This is a genomic window from Dryocola sharpae (genome assembly GCF_051307055.1).
In the GTDB taxonomy this organism is placed as follows: domain Bacteria; phylum Pseudomonadota; class Gammaproteobacteria; order Enterobacterales; family Enterobacteriaceae; genus Dryocola.
Genome location: NZ_CP149994.1, coordinates 3,244,381 through 3,260,949 on the forward strand (window position 1 = coordinate 3,244,381; position 16,569 = coordinate 3,260,949).

The 16,569-nt window shown below is 52.6% G+C and carries 18 protein-coding genes and 1 other annotated feature; of the genes, 8 read left to right on the forward strand and 10 right to left on the reverse strand.

Going from position 1 to position 16,569, the window contains the following annotated elements; translation table 11 throughout:
• Positions 1–80: 80 nt before the first annotated feature.
• The 4 genes from bamD (at position 81) to pheA (ending at position 2,843) form a co-directional block, all read left to right on the forward strand.
• Positions 81–818, forward strand: a complete 738-nt coding sequence (gene bamD / locus WLO31_RS15460) for an outer membrane protein assembly factor BamD (protein WP_435927502.1) — start codon at positions 81–83, stop codon at positions 816–818.
• A 270-nt stretch (positions 819–1,088) separates the two neighbouring features.
• A complete protein-coding gene (gene raiA, locus WLO31_RS15465) occupies positions 1,089–1,430 on the forward strand; it encodes a ribosome-associated translation inhibitor RaiA (protein WP_435927503.1) in 342 nt (113 codons plus the stop codon).
• 105 nt (positions 1,431–1,535) lie between these two features.
• Positions 1,536–1,661: a sequence feature (Phe leader region), on the forward strand.
• Positions 1,537–1,584, forward strand: coding sequence for a pheA operon leader peptide PheL (pheL, locus tag WLO31_RS15470; RefSeq protein ID WP_201279432.1), 48 nt, complete (start codon positions 1,537–1,539; stop codon positions 1,582–1,584). (Overlaps the previous feature by 48 nt.)
• Positions 1,662–1,682: 21 nt before the next feature.
• Positions 1,683–2,843 (forward strand): bifunctional chorismate mutase/prephenate dehydratase, encoded by a 1,161-nt coding sequence (gene pheA, locus WLO31_RS15475; RefSeq protein WP_435927504.1) that lies wholly within the window; start codon positions 1,683–1,685, stop codon positions 2,841–2,843.
• Positions 2,844–2,875: 32 nt separating this feature from the next.
• Here pheA and WLO31_RS15480 read toward each other — a convergent pair whose 3' ends face one another.
• The 3 genes from WLO31_RS15480 to aroF form a co-directional block, all read right to left on the reverse strand.
• The gene (locus WLO31_RS15480) at positions 2,876–3,751 is read right to left on the reverse strand and encodes an SMP-30/gluconolactonase/LRE family protein (protein ID WP_435927505.1); all 876 of its coding nucleotides are present in this window, start codon (positions 3,749–3,751) and stop codon (positions 2,876–2,878) included.
• Positions 3,752–3,823: 72 nt separating this feature from the next.
• Positions 3,824–4,945, reverse strand: a complete 1,122-nt coding sequence (gene tyrA / locus WLO31_RS15485) for a bifunctional chorismate mutase/prephenate dehydrogenase (RefSeq protein ID WP_435927507.1) — start codon at positions 4,943–4,945, stop codon at positions 3,824–3,826.
• Positions 4,946–4,956: 11 nt separating this feature from the next.
• Positions 4,957–6,027, reverse strand: a complete 1,071-nt coding sequence (aroF, locus tag WLO31_RS15490) for a 3-deoxy-7-phosphoheptulonate synthase AroF (RefSeq protein WP_435927508.1) — start codon at positions 6,025–6,027, stop codon at positions 4,957–4,959.
• Between the two features lie 557 nt (positions 6,028–6,584).
• Here aroF and WLO31_RS15495 point away from each other — a divergent pair.
• Both WLO31_RS15495 and WLO31_RS15500 read left to right on the forward strand, forming a co-directional pair.
• Positions 6,585–6,992 (forward strand): DUF2382 domain-containing protein, encoded by a 408-nt coding sequence (locus tag WLO31_RS15495; RefSeq protein ID WP_435927509.1) that lies wholly within the window; start codon positions 6,585–6,587, stop codon positions 6,990–6,992.
• 34 nt (positions 6,993–7,026) lie between these two features.
• A complete protein-coding gene (locus tag WLO31_RS15500) occupies positions 7,027–8,016 on the forward strand; it encodes a YsnF/AvaK domain-containing protein (RefSeq protein ID WP_435927511.1) in 990 nt (329 codons plus the stop codon).
• A gap of 127 nt (positions 8,017–8,143) precedes the next feature.
• On the opposite strand, the gene rplS is transcribed toward WLO31_RS15500, so the two are convergent.
• The 5 genes from rplS to ffh form a co-directional block, all read right to left on the reverse strand.
• Positions 8,144–8,491 carry a 50S ribosomal protein L19 gene (rplS, locus tag WLO31_RS15505; RefSeq protein WP_031374778.1) on the reverse strand — a complete coding sequence of 116 codons (348 nt, stop codon included), beginning with the start codon at positions 8,489–8,491 and terminating at the stop codon, positions 8,144–8,146.
• Positions 8,492–8,534: 43 nt separating this feature from the next.
• Positions 8,535–9,302: a tRNA (guanosine(37)-N1)-methyltransferase TrmD gene (trmD, locus tag WLO31_RS15510; RefSeq protein ID WP_435927512.1), complete on the reverse strand. Its 768-nt coding sequence runs from the start codon at positions 9,300–9,302 to the stop codon at positions 8,535–8,537.
• 45 nt (positions 9,303–9,347) lie between these two features.
• On the reverse strand, positions 9,348–9,896 hold the full coding sequence (gene rimM / locus WLO31_RS15515; protein ID WP_435930633.1) for a ribosome maturation factor RimM: 549 nt from the start codon (positions 9,894–9,896) through the stop codon (positions 9,348–9,350).
• Between the two features lie 18 nt (positions 9,897–9,914).
• Positions 9,915–10,163: a 30S ribosomal protein S16 gene (gene rpsP / locus WLO31_RS15520; RefSeq protein ID WP_435927513.1), complete on the reverse strand. Its 249-nt coding sequence runs from the start codon at positions 10,161–10,163 to the stop codon at positions 9,915–9,917.
• A 113-nt stretch (positions 10,164–10,276) separates the two neighbouring features.
• Positions 10,277–11,638, reverse strand: a complete 1,362-nt coding sequence (ffh, locus tag WLO31_RS15525; RefSeq protein WP_435927514.1) for a signal recognition particle protein — start codon at positions 11,636–11,638, stop codon at positions 10,277–10,279.
• Positions 11,639–11,810: 172 nt separating this feature from the next.
• Between ffh and WLO31_RS15530 the strand changes: the two genes are divergently transcribed.
• On the forward strand, positions 11,811–12,599 hold the full coding sequence (locus WLO31_RS15530; RefSeq protein ID WP_435927515.1) for a cytochrome C assembly family protein: 789 nt from the start codon (positions 11,811–11,813) through the stop codon (positions 12,597–12,599).
• 25 nt (positions 12,600–12,624) lie between these two features.
• Positions 12,625–13,911 carry an HlyC/CorC family transporter gene (locus tag WLO31_RS15535; protein ID WP_435927516.1) on the forward strand — a complete coding sequence of 429 codons (1,287 nt, stop codon included), beginning with the start codon at positions 12,625–12,627 and terminating at the stop codon, positions 13,909–13,911.
• Positions 13,912–13,947: 36 nt separating this feature from the next.
• Here WLO31_RS15535 and WLO31_RS15540 read toward each other — a convergent pair whose 3' ends face one another.
• Both WLO31_RS15540 and WLO31_RS15545 read right to left on the reverse strand, forming a co-directional pair.
• Complete coding sequence (locus WLO31_RS15540; RefSeq protein ID WP_435927517.1) at positions 13,948–14,721, reverse strand: SDR family NAD(P)-dependent oxidoreductase; 774 nt, start codon at positions 14,719–14,721, stop codon at positions 13,948–13,950.
• A 31-nt stretch (positions 14,722–14,752) separates the two neighbouring features.
• The gene (locus WLO31_RS15545) at positions 14,753–16,549 is read right to left on the reverse strand and encodes a sodium:solute symporter family transporter (protein ID WP_435927518.1); all 1,797 of its coding nucleotides are present in this window, start codon (positions 16,547–16,549) and stop codon (positions 14,753–14,755) included.
• Between the last annotated feature and the right edge of the window lie 20 nt (positions 16,550–16,569).

The following is a 16,569-nucleotide window of genomic DNA, read 5'->3' on the forward strand; positions in this document are numbered from 1 at the left end:
AGTGTGCTATTGTAGCTGGTCTTCATCGGGAGCTGGAACTAAGCCTCCCGGAATAACATTCTGAGGAAAGTCAAAACGTCATGACGCGTATGAAATATCTGGTGGCAGCTGCCACGTTGAGCCTGGCTTTGGCTGGTTGCTCCAGTTCCAAGGATGAGGTTCCTGATAATCCACCTTCTGAGATCTATGCGACTGCTCAGCAAAAGTTGCAGGACGGTAACTTTAAAGCGGCGATAACGCAACTGGAAGCTCTGGATAACCGTTATCCGTTCGGGCCTTACTCGCAGCAAGTGCAGTTAGATCTGATTTATGCTTACTACAAAAACGCTGACCTGCCGCTGGCTCAGGCGGCGATCGACCGCTTTATGCGCCTCAATCCTACCCATCCGAATATCGACTACGTGCTTTATATGCGCGGCCTGACGGATATGGCGCTGGATGATAGCGCATTACAGGGGTTCTTTGGCGTAGATCGTTCCGATCGCGATCCGCAGCACGCGCGTGATGCCTTCAATGATTTTTCAAAACTGGTTCGCGGCTACCCGAACAGCCAGTACGTTACCGACGCCACCAGGCGTCTGGTATTCCTGAAAGATCGTCTGGCTAAGTATGAACTTTCCGTGGCGCAATACTACACCAAACGCGGCGCGTGGGTGGCAGTTGTTAACCGCGTCGAAGGCATGCTGCGTGATTACCCGGATACCCAGGCAACCCGTGACGGGTTAAAGCTGATGGAAAATGCGTATCGCGAAATGCAAATGTCAGGTCAGGCTGACAAGGTGGCGAAAATCATCGCAGCCAACGGCAGCAAGAGCTGATTTACGCCTTCAGAACGACAAAAACGGCAGCCTCGGCTGCCGTTTTTATTGCCTGCAACGCTTAACTGAAACGGTTTAGCGCCAGGCCATCCCATCAAATATGAACGCTATTTTTGCGTTCCACAAGCGTTATCGACGGTTATCCTGCCCTGTCTCACAAAAAGGCTCCCTTGACAAAAAGTGACAAAATAACGTGATTTTAATCACACATTTTGACATTGAGCGAGGTATGCTGAAGTTACCAAGACGGGAAAGACAAGAGGTAACTTTATGACAATGAACATTACCAGCAAGCAAATGGAAATCACCCCAGCTATTCGCCAGCACGTCGCGGACCGTCTCACCAAACTGGACAAGTGGCAAACTCATCTTATTAATCCACACATAATCTTGTCCAAAGAACCCCAGGGTTTTGTGGCTGATGCCACCATAAGCACGCCGAACGGGCAGCTCGTCGCGAGCGCCAAGCATGACGATATGTATACGGCCATCAACGAATTAATCAACAAGCTGGAGCGGCAGTTAAATAAGGTGCAGCACAAAGGTGAAGCACGCCGTGCCACAGGCTCAGTGAAAGATGTCGCCTTCGCGGAAGAAACTGAAGAAGAGTAAATCTGAAAGTGAATTCGCATCAGTAACGCGCCTCCGGGCGCGTTTTTTATTGACAGGGCGAAAACAGAGCGGGTAAGTTAACCCTCAGACTTGCCAGGAATCAGCCATGAGACTTTTACCGTTTTTCTTCGCATTCTTTTTTACCTTCCCCTGACCGGGAGGCAATTCGTCGTGTGATAAAGAATGCGAAGACGAACAAACAGGCCTCCCAAAACGGGAGGCCTTTTTTATGGACATCGAAAAGGTAGCGTTATGAATGAGACAAACCCCTTGCTGGCTCTGCGCGATAAAATCAGCGCCCTGGATGTAAAGCTGCTGGCGCTGCTGGCGGAACGCCGCGGGCTCGCCGTAGAAGTGGGCAAGGCGAAGCTCGAGTCTCACCGTCCGGTGCGCGACATCGATCGCGAGCGTGATTTGCTTGAACGCCTGATTACGCTAGGTAAAACGCATCACCTGGATGCGCACTACATTACCCGGCTGTTCCAGCTTATCATTGAAGATTCGGTCCTGACCCAGCAGGCATTGCTGCAACAACATCTGAATAAAACCAATCCGCACTCTGCCCGCATCGCTTTTCTCGGTCCTAAAGGTTCTTACTCTCATCTTGCGGCCCGTCAGTACGCCGCGCGTCATTTCGAGCAGTTTATCGAGAGCGGCTGCGCCAAATTCCAGGATATTTTCAACCAGGTGGAGACCGGCCAGGCCGATTACGCCGTGGTGCCAATTGAAAACACCAGCTCCGGCGCGATCAATGACGTCTACGATCTGCTCCAGCACACCAGCCTTTCCATCGTCGGCGAAATGACCGTACCTATCGACCACTGCGTGCTGGTAAGCGGCACGACAGAGTTAGAAAAAATCGAGATAGTTTACAGCCATCCGCAGCCTTTCCAGCAGTGCAGCCAGTTCATCAATCGTTATCCACGCTGGAAGATTGAATATTGCGAAAGCACGTCCGCCGCGATGGAAAAGGTTGCTCAGGCGAATTCGCCTCATGTCGCAGCGCTAGGGAGCGAGGCCGGTGGCGCGCTCTATGGCCTGCAGGTGCTTGAGCGTAACCTGGCGAATCAGACGCAAAACATTACTCGTTTCGTGGTGCTGGCGCGCAAAGCAATTGATGTTTCAGAGCAGGTGCCGGCCAAAACCACGCTGCTTATCGCGACGGGCCAGCAGGCCGGTGCGCTGGTTGAAGCGCTTCTCGTGCTGCGCAATCACAATCTGATTATGACGAAACTTGAATCCCGCCCGATCAACGGCAATCCGTGGGAAGAGATGTTCTATCTGGATATTCAGGCCAACCTGAAAAATATGGAAATGCAGAAAGCCTTGCGGGAGCTGGGCGAGATCACCCGCTCAATGAAGGTGCTCGGCAGCTACCCGAGCGAGAATGTCGTGCCTGTCGATCCTGCCTGACGCTGACCGGAGTAAGCCAGCGTCACGCTGGCTTACTGACTCTCTTTAAACTTCAGTTTTGCCAGGCCCGCAACGTTCACCCGAAGCGTGAAAATAGCCCCCGAAAGCGGACGCGCAGCGATTTCCGCTTCATCCATATTTTCCCGCGTGGTAGTGATAAACAGCGTTTTCATATCATCGCCGCCAAAGCAGACCATCGTCGGACAACGTACCGGCAAAGTATATTCCTCCAGAATTTCACCCTGCGGGGAGAGCCGTGCGATGCGATAGCCATCGAACAAAGCGGTCCAGTAGCAACCTTCCCTGTCTAAGGCTGCACCATCAGGAATACCCTCTCCCGGCGCGAAGCGTTTGAATACCTGCCGTACGCCGGGTTCCCCCTCTTCATTCAGGGAGGTGCGATAAATTACGCCATTCGGCGTATCGGATGTATACATCCACTTTTTATCTTCGCTGAAAGCCAGACCGTTCGCGCCATGAATATCGTGCTGAATAATATGCGGCGTCAAATCATTATCAACACGGCACAGCAGGGCGCCGTTATAATCGCCCGGCCCCCAGAACGTGCCGGCGTAAAAACGGCCCTCGCGATCGGTGCCGCCATCGTTAAAACGCGCAAGCTCGGGATTATTGGGGTTATCGCAGACCTTATGGGTGATAAGGCCCGTTTGATTGGTAAGGTAAATTCCGCTGCGTAACGCTACGATAAAACCGCCGTTTTCACGAAAGGCAAAGCAGCCCACCTCTTCGGAAAACTGAATAACGTCATGCCTGGCGCTCACCGGGTGGTAGCGATGAATTTCGTTTTCAAGAATATCAGTCCAGTAAAGGCTCTGCTCTTCTGCGTTCCAGGTTGGGCATTCGGGCAGGTGACCGGTGTAATCAAACAGAACTTGCGGCTGTGCCATTTCAGGTATCCTTATCGCAAAAAAAAGCCAGCGGGCTTTGCCGCTGGCTTTGATTATAAAACCTTTTTACTGCTACTGACGGTTATCATTCGCCTGGCGTAACAAAGTGCGGCTTTCGCTCTGGAAACGCTGGGCGTAGTCCCCGAACCAGTGTTCAACCTTGCGGAAGCTGTCGATAAACGCCTGCTTATCGCCATGCTCAAGCAGACCAATCGCCTCGCCGAATCTTTTATAATAACGCTTGATCAGCGCCAGATTACTCTCCGACGACATAATGATATCGGCGTACAGCTGCGGATCCTGCGCAAACAGCCGCCCGACCATCGCCAGCTCCAGCCGGTAAATTGGCGAAGAAAGCGCCAGCAGCTGCTCCAGCTGCACATTCTCTTCCGCCAGATGCAGGCCGTAAGCGAAAGTGGCAAAGTGGCGCAACGCCTGGATAAACGCCATGTTCTGGTCGTGCTCAACGGCGCTGGAGCGGTGTAAGCGCGCGCCCCAGACCTGTATCTGCTCCAGAAACCACTGATAGGCTTCCGGCTGGCGCCCATCGCAATAGACCACAACCTGTTTTGCCAGGCTGCCGCTATCCGGCCCAAACATCGGGTGCAAACCTAATACCGGCCCGCCGTGGGCGGCTAACATGGCCTGCAGCGGCCCGTTCTTAACGGAGGCGAGATCGACAAGCACGCAGTCTTCCGGCAGCGGCGGCAGCTGGGCAATAACCTCTTCAGTAAGATGAATGGGAACGCTGACAATCACCATGCCGGCGTCAGCCATCATATCCGCGGCCCGGGGCCAGTCTTCTTTTTCAAGGATGCGCACCTGGTAACCGGAGAGCGTGAGCATTTTTTCGAATAAACGCCCCATCTGGCCGCCACCGCCGACAATCACCACCGGACGTAATGCCGGATAAAGGGTCTTGAATCCTTTATCGTTCTCGCTGGAGTAGGACTCACGCATTACGCGGCGCAGCACATCTTCAATGAGATCGGGCGGAACGCCGAGCGCTTCTGCTTCTTTGCGGCGGGAGGCCAGCATTGCCGCTTCACGCTCGGGAACATAAATGGGTAAGCCGTAGCGGCTTTTGACTTCGCCAACTTCCGCGACCAGCTCCAGGCGGCGTGCCAGAAGATCCAGCAGCGCCTTGTCTACCTCATCGATTTGATCGCGTAACGCGGTCAATTCAGCAACCATAGTAAAACCTCTTATGCCTTACGCGCCGCAAGCGTACCGTGCAGATCTTTATGGATCTCAAGCAGCAGGCTTTCCGTTGTTTCCCAGTTGATGCAGGCATCGGTAACGGAAACGCCGTATTTCATTGCGCTGCGTGGCTGCTCAGACGACTGGTTCCCTTCATGGATATTGCTCTCAATCATCAGGCCGATAATCGAACGGTTACCATCTTTAATCTGCGCGATGGCGGACTCGGCCACGCCCGGCTGGCGGCGGTAGTCTTTGTTAGAATTGCCATGGCTGCAATCTATCATCAAGGCCGGACGCAGTCCCGCCTGCTGCATCTCTTTTTCGCACTGGGCCACATCTTCCGGGCTGTAGTTTGGCGCTTTGCCGCCGCGCAGAATGACATGTCCATCCGGATTGCCCTGGGTTTGCAGCAGGCAAACCTGCCCCGCCTGGTTGATGCCGACAAAACGGTGCGGCATCGCAGCCGCGCGCATCGCGTTAATTGCCGTACCCAGGCTACCGTCGGTACCATTTTTAAAGCCAACCGGCATGGAAAGGCCGGAAGCCATTTCACGGTGAGTCTGGGACTCGGTGGTGCGTGCGCCAATTGCCGACCAGCTAAACAGATCGCCCAGGTATTGCGGGCTGTTCGGATCAAGCGCTTCCGTTGCCAGCGGCAAGCCCATGCTGACCAGCTCCACCAGCAGATTGCGCGCCATCTTCAGACCTGCTTCCACATCAAACGAGCCATCCATGTGCGGATCGTTAATCAGCCCTTTCCAGCCCACGGTAGTACGTGGTTTCTCAAAATAGACGCGCATGACGAGGTACAGACTATCGCTGACTTGTTCAGAAAGTGCTTTAAAACGACGAGCATATTCAATCGCGGTTTCCGGATCGTGGATCGAGCAAGGCCCACAAACCACCAGCAGACGGGGATCGCGACCGGCGATAATGTCCGAGATGGTCTGGCGTGATTGTTCGATCTGTACCGTTTGTTCAGCAGTAAGCGGGAACTCGGCTTTAAGCTGATCCGGCGTGATTAATACCTGTTCGTCAGAAATATGAACGTTGTTCAGCGCGTCTTTTTGCATGATGGCGGTCCTGTTTAGCTCGTTTGCGATAGTCGTTTCCTCAGTGAGGAAACCTTACCTTACCATGAACCGTAAAGTTTGCAATCCATATTACGTAAATAATACGTTACAGAGAGCAATAAAATGGCGTCAGGCACCAGATTAAAGATGCTTTTCGTAAAGAAAAAATTACACCAATGCTATCGCATAACGGGCTGGCTAAGGTATGTACTGATAGATTCATTCAGCGCACCAGCGCCCCATCTTTGTTTTTGCCAGGCTGCATTGAAGAAAGTCCAGACGTTGCGCGATATTAATAATAAAAGTGCTAAAGCCGGGTACGTAGACCTTTATTGGGCGGTGAAGTTTTTTTACAGAATATTCTGATGCCCGCTTAACGTTTCAGTTTAATGTCAACTTTTTTACTTCTTTTAACAATTTACTGCGCCAAATTCCCGGCTGCTCTCTTTTTTGATCTATGCTTAACAGAACACCGGTAAATAACTTTATAAAAATCTGTTAAGAGTTTTCGTTATTTATTAAGCAGTTATTTTAATAGCAATATATCCGGGTAAAATATGTCAAATAAAAGCGACATCGATAAAGATCGGATCAGTGCCAAAAACACGGTATCCCTTGCGGAGGAGCGTGTTGAGCTGGGCACAAAGAAAGTTGTCGACCGGCGTGTACGCCTCAAGCGCTCCACGCGGGCCGAAGAGAAGCTTATTGAGACGGAGCTGACGCACGAGGATGTGGTAATCGAACGCGTCGCAAAAAACGAAGCGGTAAAAGCCGGAAATATCCCTCAGGTTCGTCAGGAAGGCGATGTCACAATAATCCCTATTATAGAAGAGCGTATTGAAATAATTAAGTATTACGTTCTCACCGAAGAAGTTCATGTTATTAAAAATCTCAGGACAGAGACGCATCAGGAAAATATCATTTTACGATCGCAGGAAATTAATATTTCAACGGAAGATGAATGACAACCTTTTAGACTTATCATGAGGAACATCAGATATGGCACACGAAAAAATCGTTACGGCTTTCACCCAACCTCAGCAGGCAGAAGTTGCTAAAGAGAAACTCATTGCGGAAGGTATTTCGGGCGATAACATCGATATTATTTCGGGCGAAAGGTTACGCGATGAAGATAAAGAAATTCGTCATCCGAGCTTCTGGCAACGCCTGTTCGGCGACGATGTTGATGATGATTATGCGTCCGAGTACAACAAAGCCATCCGCGCTGGCGGAGTGCTGCTGATTGCCCGAGTGGATAAAGACGACGCGGACAGAATCGAAACGCTGCTGGACAGCTGCGCCAGCGATTACGCTACAAATAGCAGCGTTGGCGATGACATCTATGGCAAAAATTTCCTCGGGGAAACCGACGATGTGGCGCCTCGCGCCGTCGGACAGGATATCTCGGATCCTGCCTTAAGGAGTGAAAGCGCAGGCTTAAGGGATGAAGATTACGTAAGCGATGATGAGGTTGTAGCAAAAACGCTTCCCGGCGACGCTGATTATGTAAGCGGGCGTACCGCTTCTGCGGATATCGCAGGAGGCGTAACAGGTGACGTTCAGGCCAACCCGGCTTACAGAGAAGGCGATAACCGGGAAACGCTGACGCTGGCTGAAGAAGAGATCGACGTAGGCAAACGTCGGGTCAGCGACGGTAAAGTTCGCCTGCGCCGCTATACGGTTGAAGATGAAGTGGCGGAAGATATCTCACTTACCGAACAGCACGCCGACGTGTTCCGTTCCGCCCTTAATGAACCGGCTTATCTTAATGATGTGGACTGGTCAGAACAGACGCTTGAAGTTGAAGAGTCGCACGAGGTGCCTACGGTGAATAAAACCGCTCATGTCCGTGAAGAGGTGGGCCTGCGCACTGAAACCACGGAGCGTACCGAAACGGTTAAAGACACGGTTCGCCGTCAGGAAGTGGAAGTGGATAAAAACGGCCTTGAAAACGATCCGAACAGATCGAAGTTCCCGCCAAAAGAGTAATGTTCCCTCGGCGTATTAGCTGGTACGTTTTAAACGGCCTTGTGTCGACACCAGCAGCAAAAAAGGGGTTAGCTCATCGCTAACCCCTTGTTTCACTTTAACGTTTGGATGCCGCGTTAGCGATATCTTAGTTCAGACGCTCTTTGATACGAGCAGACTTACCAGTACGCTCACGCAGGTAGTACAGTTTAGCTTTACGAACGGCACCACGACGTTTAACGGTAATGCTGTCGATTACCGGGGAGTGAGTCTGGAATACGCGCTCAACACCTTCGCCGTTGGAAATTTTACGAACAGTGAATGCAGAGTGCAGACCGCGGTTACGGATAGCGATAACCACGCCCTCAAATGCCTGCAGACGTTTTTTAGAACCTTCAACGACCCATACTTTCACTTCCACGGAGTCGCCCGGACGGAAGGAAGGTACATCCTGTTTCATCTGTTCTTGTTCAATTTGCTTAATAATGTTGCTCATAATTTAATCTCTTATCCTGGGTAAACTGATGTATTGGGAGGCTTTAGCCTTGCCCATCATGTTTATGCTGCTGTTGTGCATGCTCCTGTTGGAACTCTGCCAGCAACCTTGCTTGCTCTTCAGTCAGAGCCAGGTTTTCCAGAAGTTCAGGTCTTCTAAGCCAGGTGCGGCCCAGCGACTGTTTCAGGCGCCAGCGGCGGATCTCGGCATGGTTCCCCGACAGCAATACCGCCGGTACTTCCATCCCCTCTAACACTTCAGGACGGGTATAGTGTGGACAGTCCAGCAACCCATCGGCAAACGAATCTTCAATTGCCGATGCTTCATGGCCCAGTACGCCCGGAATAAACCGTGAGACGGAGTCAATCAGCGTCATTGCCGGTAGCTCGCCACCGCTGAGAACGTAATCGCCGATTGACCATTCTTCGTCAATTTCGGTCTGGATCACGCGCTCATCGATTCCCTCGTAACGGCCACAAACCAGAATTAACTTCTTGTTGGTTGCCAGTTCACAGACGCCTGCTTGATCAAGCTTGCGCCCCTGAGGTGAAAGATAGATTACCTTTGCGCCTTCCCCTGCCGCCGCTTTCGCTGCGTGGATGGCTTCCCTTAACGGGTTTACCATCATAAGCATACCCGGTCCGCCGCCGTAAGGACGATCGTCCACGGTACGGTGCCGGTCATAAGTGAAGTCGCGCGGACTCCAGCTCTGGATGCTCAGCAGGCCATTTTTAACTGCCCGGCCAGTTACCCCGTAATCGGTAATTGCGCGGAACATCTCTGGAAACAGGCTAACTACACCAATAAACACAAGCCTTTCCCCATCACGCCGTTTCGTTACCGTTTATCCGGAGGTTTAGAAACCAGGATCCCAATCTACTTCAATCGTTTGAGTAGCGAGATCGACTTTCTTGATAACCTGCCCATCGAGGAACGGAACCAGCCGCTCCTTGATACCGAACGCATCTTTCAGGTTTGCCTTAATGACGAGCACGTCATTGGAGCCGGTTTCCATCATGTCAATGACTTTACCGAGCTGATATCCCTGTGTGGTCACTACCTGGCAGCCCATAAGGTCTTTCCAGTAATAGTCACCCTCTTCGAGATGAGGCAACTGCGATGAATCAACCACAATTTCGCAATTGGTGAGAAGATTCGCGGCATCCCGATCGTCAACGCCTTTCAGCTTGATGATCAGATCCTGATTGTGGTGCTTCCAGCTCTCAAGCTGTACCTGCTGCCACTGACCCGCCTTCTGGATAAACCAGGGCTGATAGTCAAAAATGCTTTCGGCGTCTTCGGTGGAGGAGAACACTCTGAGCCAACCACGAATACCGTAGCAGGAGCCCATTTTCCCCAACACGATTGGGTTAACAGGTACCGAAGCTGCGAGTTGATTGCTCATCATGACCACCGTGACAGATTAAGCTGCTTTTTTTGCTGCTTTGATCAGCGTAGCTACGCGATCGGAAACGGTAGCGCCAAGGCCAACCCAATGCTCGATACGATCCAGATTCAGGCGGCTTGCCTCGTCTTTCTCACCGGCGATAGGGTTGAAGAAACCAACGCGCTCGATGAAGCGACCGTTACGTGCATTACGGCTGTCAGTAACAACAACCTGGTAGAACGGACGCTTTTTAGCGCCGTGACGTGCTAAACGAATAGTTACCATAACATCCTCTTTAGTGAATAAAACACCGGGCTCCATCGAGGGACGGAACCCGGTGTCATATTAAAAGCCCGAAAATTTTACTCATTTGGGCGCAAAAAGCAATCTAAATGAGCTTAACGGCCTGGGAAACCTGGCGGCATCATGCCTTTCATGCCGCGCATCATTTTCGCCATTCCGCCTTTTTTCATCTTCTTCATCATGCGCTGCATGTCGTCGAACTGCTTGAGCAGGCGGTTTACGTCCTGCACCTGCATGCCGGAACCCTGCGCGATACGGCGCTTGCGGGAACCTTTAATGATTTCTGGCGCCGCGCGCTCCTTGAGGGTCATGGAGTTGATAATCGCCTCCATGCGCACCAGCACTTTGTCATCCATCTGGGATTTGACGTTGTCCGGCAGCTGTCCCATGCCCGGCAGCTTGCTCATCATGCTCGCCATGCCGCCCATGTTTTTCATCTGCTTGAGCTGCTCAAGGAAGTCGTTGAGGTCGAAGCCATCGCCTTTTTTCAGCTTGCTGGCGAGCTTCTCGGCCTGAGCGCGGTCAACTTTGCTTTCGATATCTTCGATAAGCGACAGCACGTCGCCCATGCCCAGAATACGCGAAGCGATACGATCCGGGTGGAACGGCTCCAGCGCTTCGGTTTTCTCGCCGACGCCGAGGAATTTAATCGGCTTGCCGGTAATGTGTCGAATAGACAGCGCTGCACCGCCGCGCGCATCGCCGTCTACCTTGGTCAGCACCACGCCCGTCAGCGGCAGCGCTTCGTTAAACGCCTTCGCGGTATTTGCCGCATCCTGACCGGTCATGGCATCGACCACAAACAGGGTTTCTACCGGATTAATCGCGGCGTGCACCTGTTTGATTTCATCCATCATCGCTTCGTCTACGTGCAGACGACCGGCGGTATCCACCAGCAGCACGTCGTAGAACTTCAGCTTCGCTTCCTTCAGCGCCGCGTTGACGATATCGACAGGTTTTTGCCCAACGTCAGACGGGAAGAACTCTACGCCAACCTGTTCAGCCAGGGTTTCCAGCTGTTTGATCGCCGCCGGGCGATAGACGTCGGCAGAGACGACCAGCACCTTCTTCTTATGCTTCTCGCGTAAGAATTTACCCAGCTTGCCCACGCTTGTGGTTTTACCGGCGCCCTGCAGGCCCGCCATCAGCACTACGGCTGGCGGCTGCGCGGCAAGGTTAAGCACGGCGTTTTCTTCGCCCATTGCCGCAACCAGCTCGGCGCGAACGATTTTGACGAACTCCTGACCCGGCGTCAGGCTCTTGTTAACCTCGTGACCAACCGCTTTTTCTTTTACACGGCTGATAAAATCGCGCACTACCGGCAGCGCAACGTCCGCTTCCAGCAGTGCCATGCGCACTTCGCGCAGCGTTTCTTTAACGTTCTCTTCAGTCAGCCGCCCACGGCCGCTGATATTGCGCAGGGTACGCGACAGACGGTCAGTTAAATTATCAAACATTGTATTTTGCCTAACGTGGTAACTTAGGGCCGCAGTACGCGACACAAAACAGAATTTGGCGGATTATAACATGAAGCCGCCCTGCATGTGATGCAACGGTTAGAGTTGGAGCAGGCGGCAGGTGACGTTATACTGCCTTTTTTCATCTCTGGCTAACTGACCGACACCTTATATGCCTGTTTTCGCACTTCTTGCGCTTGTAGCCTACTCCACCAGCCTCGCGCTGATTATTCCTGGCCTTCTCACGAAGAACAGCACATGGCGCCGCCTGGCAATTTTATCGGCTGCCGTTGCGCTTGTCAGCCACGCGCTGGCGCTGGAAGCCCGCATTTTTGCGGGTGACGGCGGGCAGAACCTCAGCCTGCTGAACGTCGGTTCGCTGGTCAGCCTGATGATCTGTACGGTAATGACGATTGTTGCCTCGCGCAACCGCGGCTGGTTACTGTTGCCGATTGTCTACGCGTTTGCCGTGATTAACCTCGCCTTCGCCACTTTCGTGCCTAACGAGTTCGTCACCCATCTGGAAACCACGCCGGGCATGATGATCCATATCGGCCTTGCGTTATTTGCCTATGCCACGCTGATTATCGCCGCGCTGTATGCGCTGCAGCTGGCGTGGATAGATTTCCAGCTAAAAAATAAAAAGCTCGCCTTTAGCGCCGAAATGCCGCCGCTGATGGTTATCGAGCGCAAAATGTTTCACATCACCCAGGTTGGCGTGGTGCTGTTAACGCTGACGCTCTCCACCGGCCTGTTTTATATGCACGATCTCTTCAGCACGGAGAACGTCGACAAAGCCGTGCTGTCTATTCTTGCCTGGTTTGTCTACATTATTTTGCTGTGGGGACACTATCATGAAGGTTGGCGGGGCCGCCGTGTGGTGTGGTTTAACGTCGCCGGGGCCGCGATCCTGACCCTTGCCTACTTCGGTAGCCGGGTTCTGCAACAGCTCGTTGGCTAATTTTGCAATTTAAAGGATATCTCTTTTGGAACACATCTCAACCACCACGCTGATCGTCACTCTGGTCATCATGGTGGTGGTTTCAGCGTACTTCTCCGGGTCGGAAACCGGCATGATGACGCTCAACCGCTATCGCCTCCGCCACCTTGCCAAGCAAGGCAACCGTGCCGCCAGACGCGTCGAAAAATTACTGCGCAAGCCGGATCGCCTGATTAGTCTCGTTCTGATCGGCAATAATCTGGTGAACATTCTCGCCTCCGCCATTGCCACCATCGTAGGCATGCGTCTTTATGGCGACGCTGGCGTTGCCATTGCTACCGGTGTCCTTACTTTCGTGGTACTCATCTTTGCCGAAGTGCTGCCTAAAACCATCGCAGCGCTTTACCCGGAAAAAGTTGCCTTTCCAAGCAGCGTCCTGCTCGGCCCGCTACAAATTTTGATGATGCCTCTGGTCTGGCTGCTGAATATTATCACCCGTATGCTGATGCGCATGGTGGGCATTAAAACCGATAACGTCATCAGCGGAGCCCTCAGCAAAGACGAGCTGCGCACCATCGTGCACGAGTCCCGTTCGAATATGTCGCGTCGCCATCAGGACATGCTGCTTTCGGTGTTGGATCTGGAAAAGATCGGCGTGAACGACATCATGGTCCCGCGCAACGAAATCGTGGGTATCAACATTAACGACGACTGGAAATCCATCGTCCGCCAGCTGACGCACTCCCCGCATGGCCGCATCGTGCTTTATCGCGACACGCTGGACGACACCATCAGCATGCTGCGGGTGCGCGAAGCTTATCGCCTGATGACGGAGAAACAGGAATTCACCAAAGAGACGCTGCTGCGTGCCGCTGATGAGGTCTACTTTGTCCCGGAAGGCACGCCGCTGAGCGTGCAGCTGGTGAAATTCCAGCGCAACAAAAAGAAAGTCGGCCTCGTGGTGAATGAATATGGCGACATCCAGGGATTGATCACCGTGGAAGATATCCTGGAAGAGATCGTAGGTGATTTCACTACCTCAATGTCGCCAACGCTTGCCGAAGAAGTGGTGCCGCAAAATGATGGCTCGGTGATTATTGAAGGCAGCGCTAACGTGCGCGAAATTAATAAAGCCTTTAACTGGACGTTACCGGAAGATGATGCACGCACCATAAACGGCATGCTGCTGGAAGAGTTACAGGAGATCCCGGCGAATGATACCCGGGTGCGCATCACCCATTACGATATCGATATTCTCGACGTGCAGGACAATATGATTAAGCAGGTGCGCGTCACGCCGGTGAAGCCGCTTCGCGAAAGCGTTGAAGAGTAACAAACAAGGCGGGAAAATCCCGCCTTCTTCTATAGATTACGGCGCTATTTGTCCCCCATTCACATCCAGTATCTGCCCGGTGATAAAACCGCTACAGGCGTGCGAGGCAAAAAACAAAAAGCTGGGAGCCACTTCTTCGCTTTCCCCAAAGCGCCCCATAGGAATGCTTCCTCTGATTTTCTCCCGCAGTTCTGGTGCCTTATCAGCGTGGAAAGGGGTATCTATCGTGCCCGGTGAGACAATATTAAAGCGGATATTGTCTTTGGTGAATTCCTTCACCCAGTTTCGATGAATGTCATGCAGCCAGGCCTTGGAAGCCGCATAAATACCGGCCCCTGGCCCGCCGCCTTCCCGCCCGGCAATAGAGCCGGTACTAATGACTGAACTGGTTTCTCCGCGCTGCCCGGCAGCCTGGCGTAGCCACGGGATCGCATATTTAGTCATCATTAAGGCTGAGCGGGCGTTCAGGTTCATAACCAGATCGTAAAAATCGTCGTCGATATTCTCCAGCCCTGCTCGTCCCCCAAGCCCACCGGCGTTGTTAATCAGCACATCAATGCCGCCGAAACGCTCAACAAAAGCATTCACCAGCGACTGACAGCCAGCGGAAGTCATAACGTCGTTCTGGAAATAAGCCACGTCGCCTTCGCGAGCAAGCTCTGTCAGCGTGGCGTTAAAGCTTTCGGCACTCCTTCGGCCGTTAACCCCCACCATCGCGCCATGACGAAGAAACATTGCCGCAGCGGCCAGGCCAATCCCACCGGTAGAACCGGTAATCAATACTCGCTTACCACGTAAATCAGAGAACATATCGCTTCCTTCATATCGGTAAAAAAACTGGTTATGCCTGGTCAGAGCTTTTCGACAGCAGCGTCGACTGCTCAGCTGCATTCAACCGTCCAGGTCCGGCGCTGCGCAACAGTGCCCAGCCAAACAAAATGATTGAGAGGGCGCAAAGCAGGAACAACGCTCTCCCCCACAGCGGGTTAGGTATCAGAATCATCAGCAGTAAACCGGCCCCCATGACCATAGAGATCCTGCCAATTTTGCTGCGCTGTAGATGGTCGAACTCATCCTGTTCACGATCGGCATAAACAGGGGTTTCCATATTAGTGAAGAAGGTCGTGAGCACTTTCTGGCGGGACAATCCTGGCTCACGCCAGAAGAGGGTCGTCAGGCAGAAGAAACCGCCGGTAAACACCAGGTGAGAGAAGATGTTCCATACGGCGGAGGCATCTTTTAGCTCGCGGCTGGTAAGCGCCAGGCCTAACAACTGTGTGACATCGGCAACGGTATACCAGTGGGTAATAGTCCAGGAAACAGCGAGTCCGAAAACGACCGTTCCCCAGGCAGCCCAGTCAGGCGTGCGACGAATGAACATACCGAAAAATAGCGGCACAATAATCGGCGCCGACATCAGCGTACCGACCTGAATCATCAAATCGAACAGGCTGAGACTTTGCAGCGACTGCATATACTGCGCGACCAGGATCACCAGCACGCCGTTGACGATACAGGCGACCTGCCCCACTCTTAGCTGATAATGCTCGCTCTTCGGCTGGTGACGATTGATAACTGGCGTCCAGAAGCTACGAACAAAAATACCGGAATTACGATTAAGCGCCGTGTCCATCGACGACATCGTTGCTGCAAACAGTCCTGCCATCAGCAAGCCCACCGTTCCCTGAGGCATAGCCCGCTCGGCAAAGACCAGGTATGCCGCGTCGCTGGCATTTTTTCCCAGTTCCTGGTGCGCCTGAGCTGCATCCGGATAAAGCACGGCCGTAGCCCACGGCGGGATAAACCAAATCAGGGTGCCAAAAAGCATCAGTAGCAGCGCAAACAGGGCGGCTTTTTTCGCATTCTGACTGTCTTTGGCATTCAGATAACGGTAGGAGTCCTGCAGATTATTGAAGCTTTGTATCTGTTTAATAAAGAAAAATATAAAGCAGACGATCATTATCGAAATGTAATGCGGCCCGGTATCAGGCCCGGTAAAGAAGCCGGATGGGAACTGCGTCACCAGCTTCACCGGTCCACCGACTTTGAACAAGGCTACTGCGGCACACATCACTGAGATCAGAGCCACGATCAGGGTTTGAACAAAATCACTCGCCACTACGCCCCAGGATCCGCTTAACAATGAAATAAGCAGAACCACCAGCCCGGTACACCACAGCGTCATCGTTAAATCATATTTGAACACCGCACTTGCAAACACGGCGAGGCTGTTAAGCCATACGCCAGCATTCAGAATGCTTAAAGGGATCAGCACCCAGGTAAAAAACTGTTCATTGCGTGGCCCAAAACGATGATTAATCGCTTCGGTAGGCGTATCTACGCGCAGCTGGCGGAAGCGGGTTGCAAACCACCACCAGGCAACGATATATCCCAGCACGTTCCCTACGAATACGCCTACAGCGGTAAATCCGTAGCGATATGCCTGCCCTGCCGCGCCGGTAAACGTCCAGGCGCTGAACTGCGCCATAAACGCCGTCGCGCCAACCATCCACCATAGCATTCGGCCACCGCCGCGAAAGTAGTGGCTGGATGAGCCAGTACCCATTTTTTTGAATGCGTAACTGATTGCAATCATCAGCACGAAGTAAACAATCATCACCAGTATATTTATGTCCATGCCATCATTCTCTTAGTCAA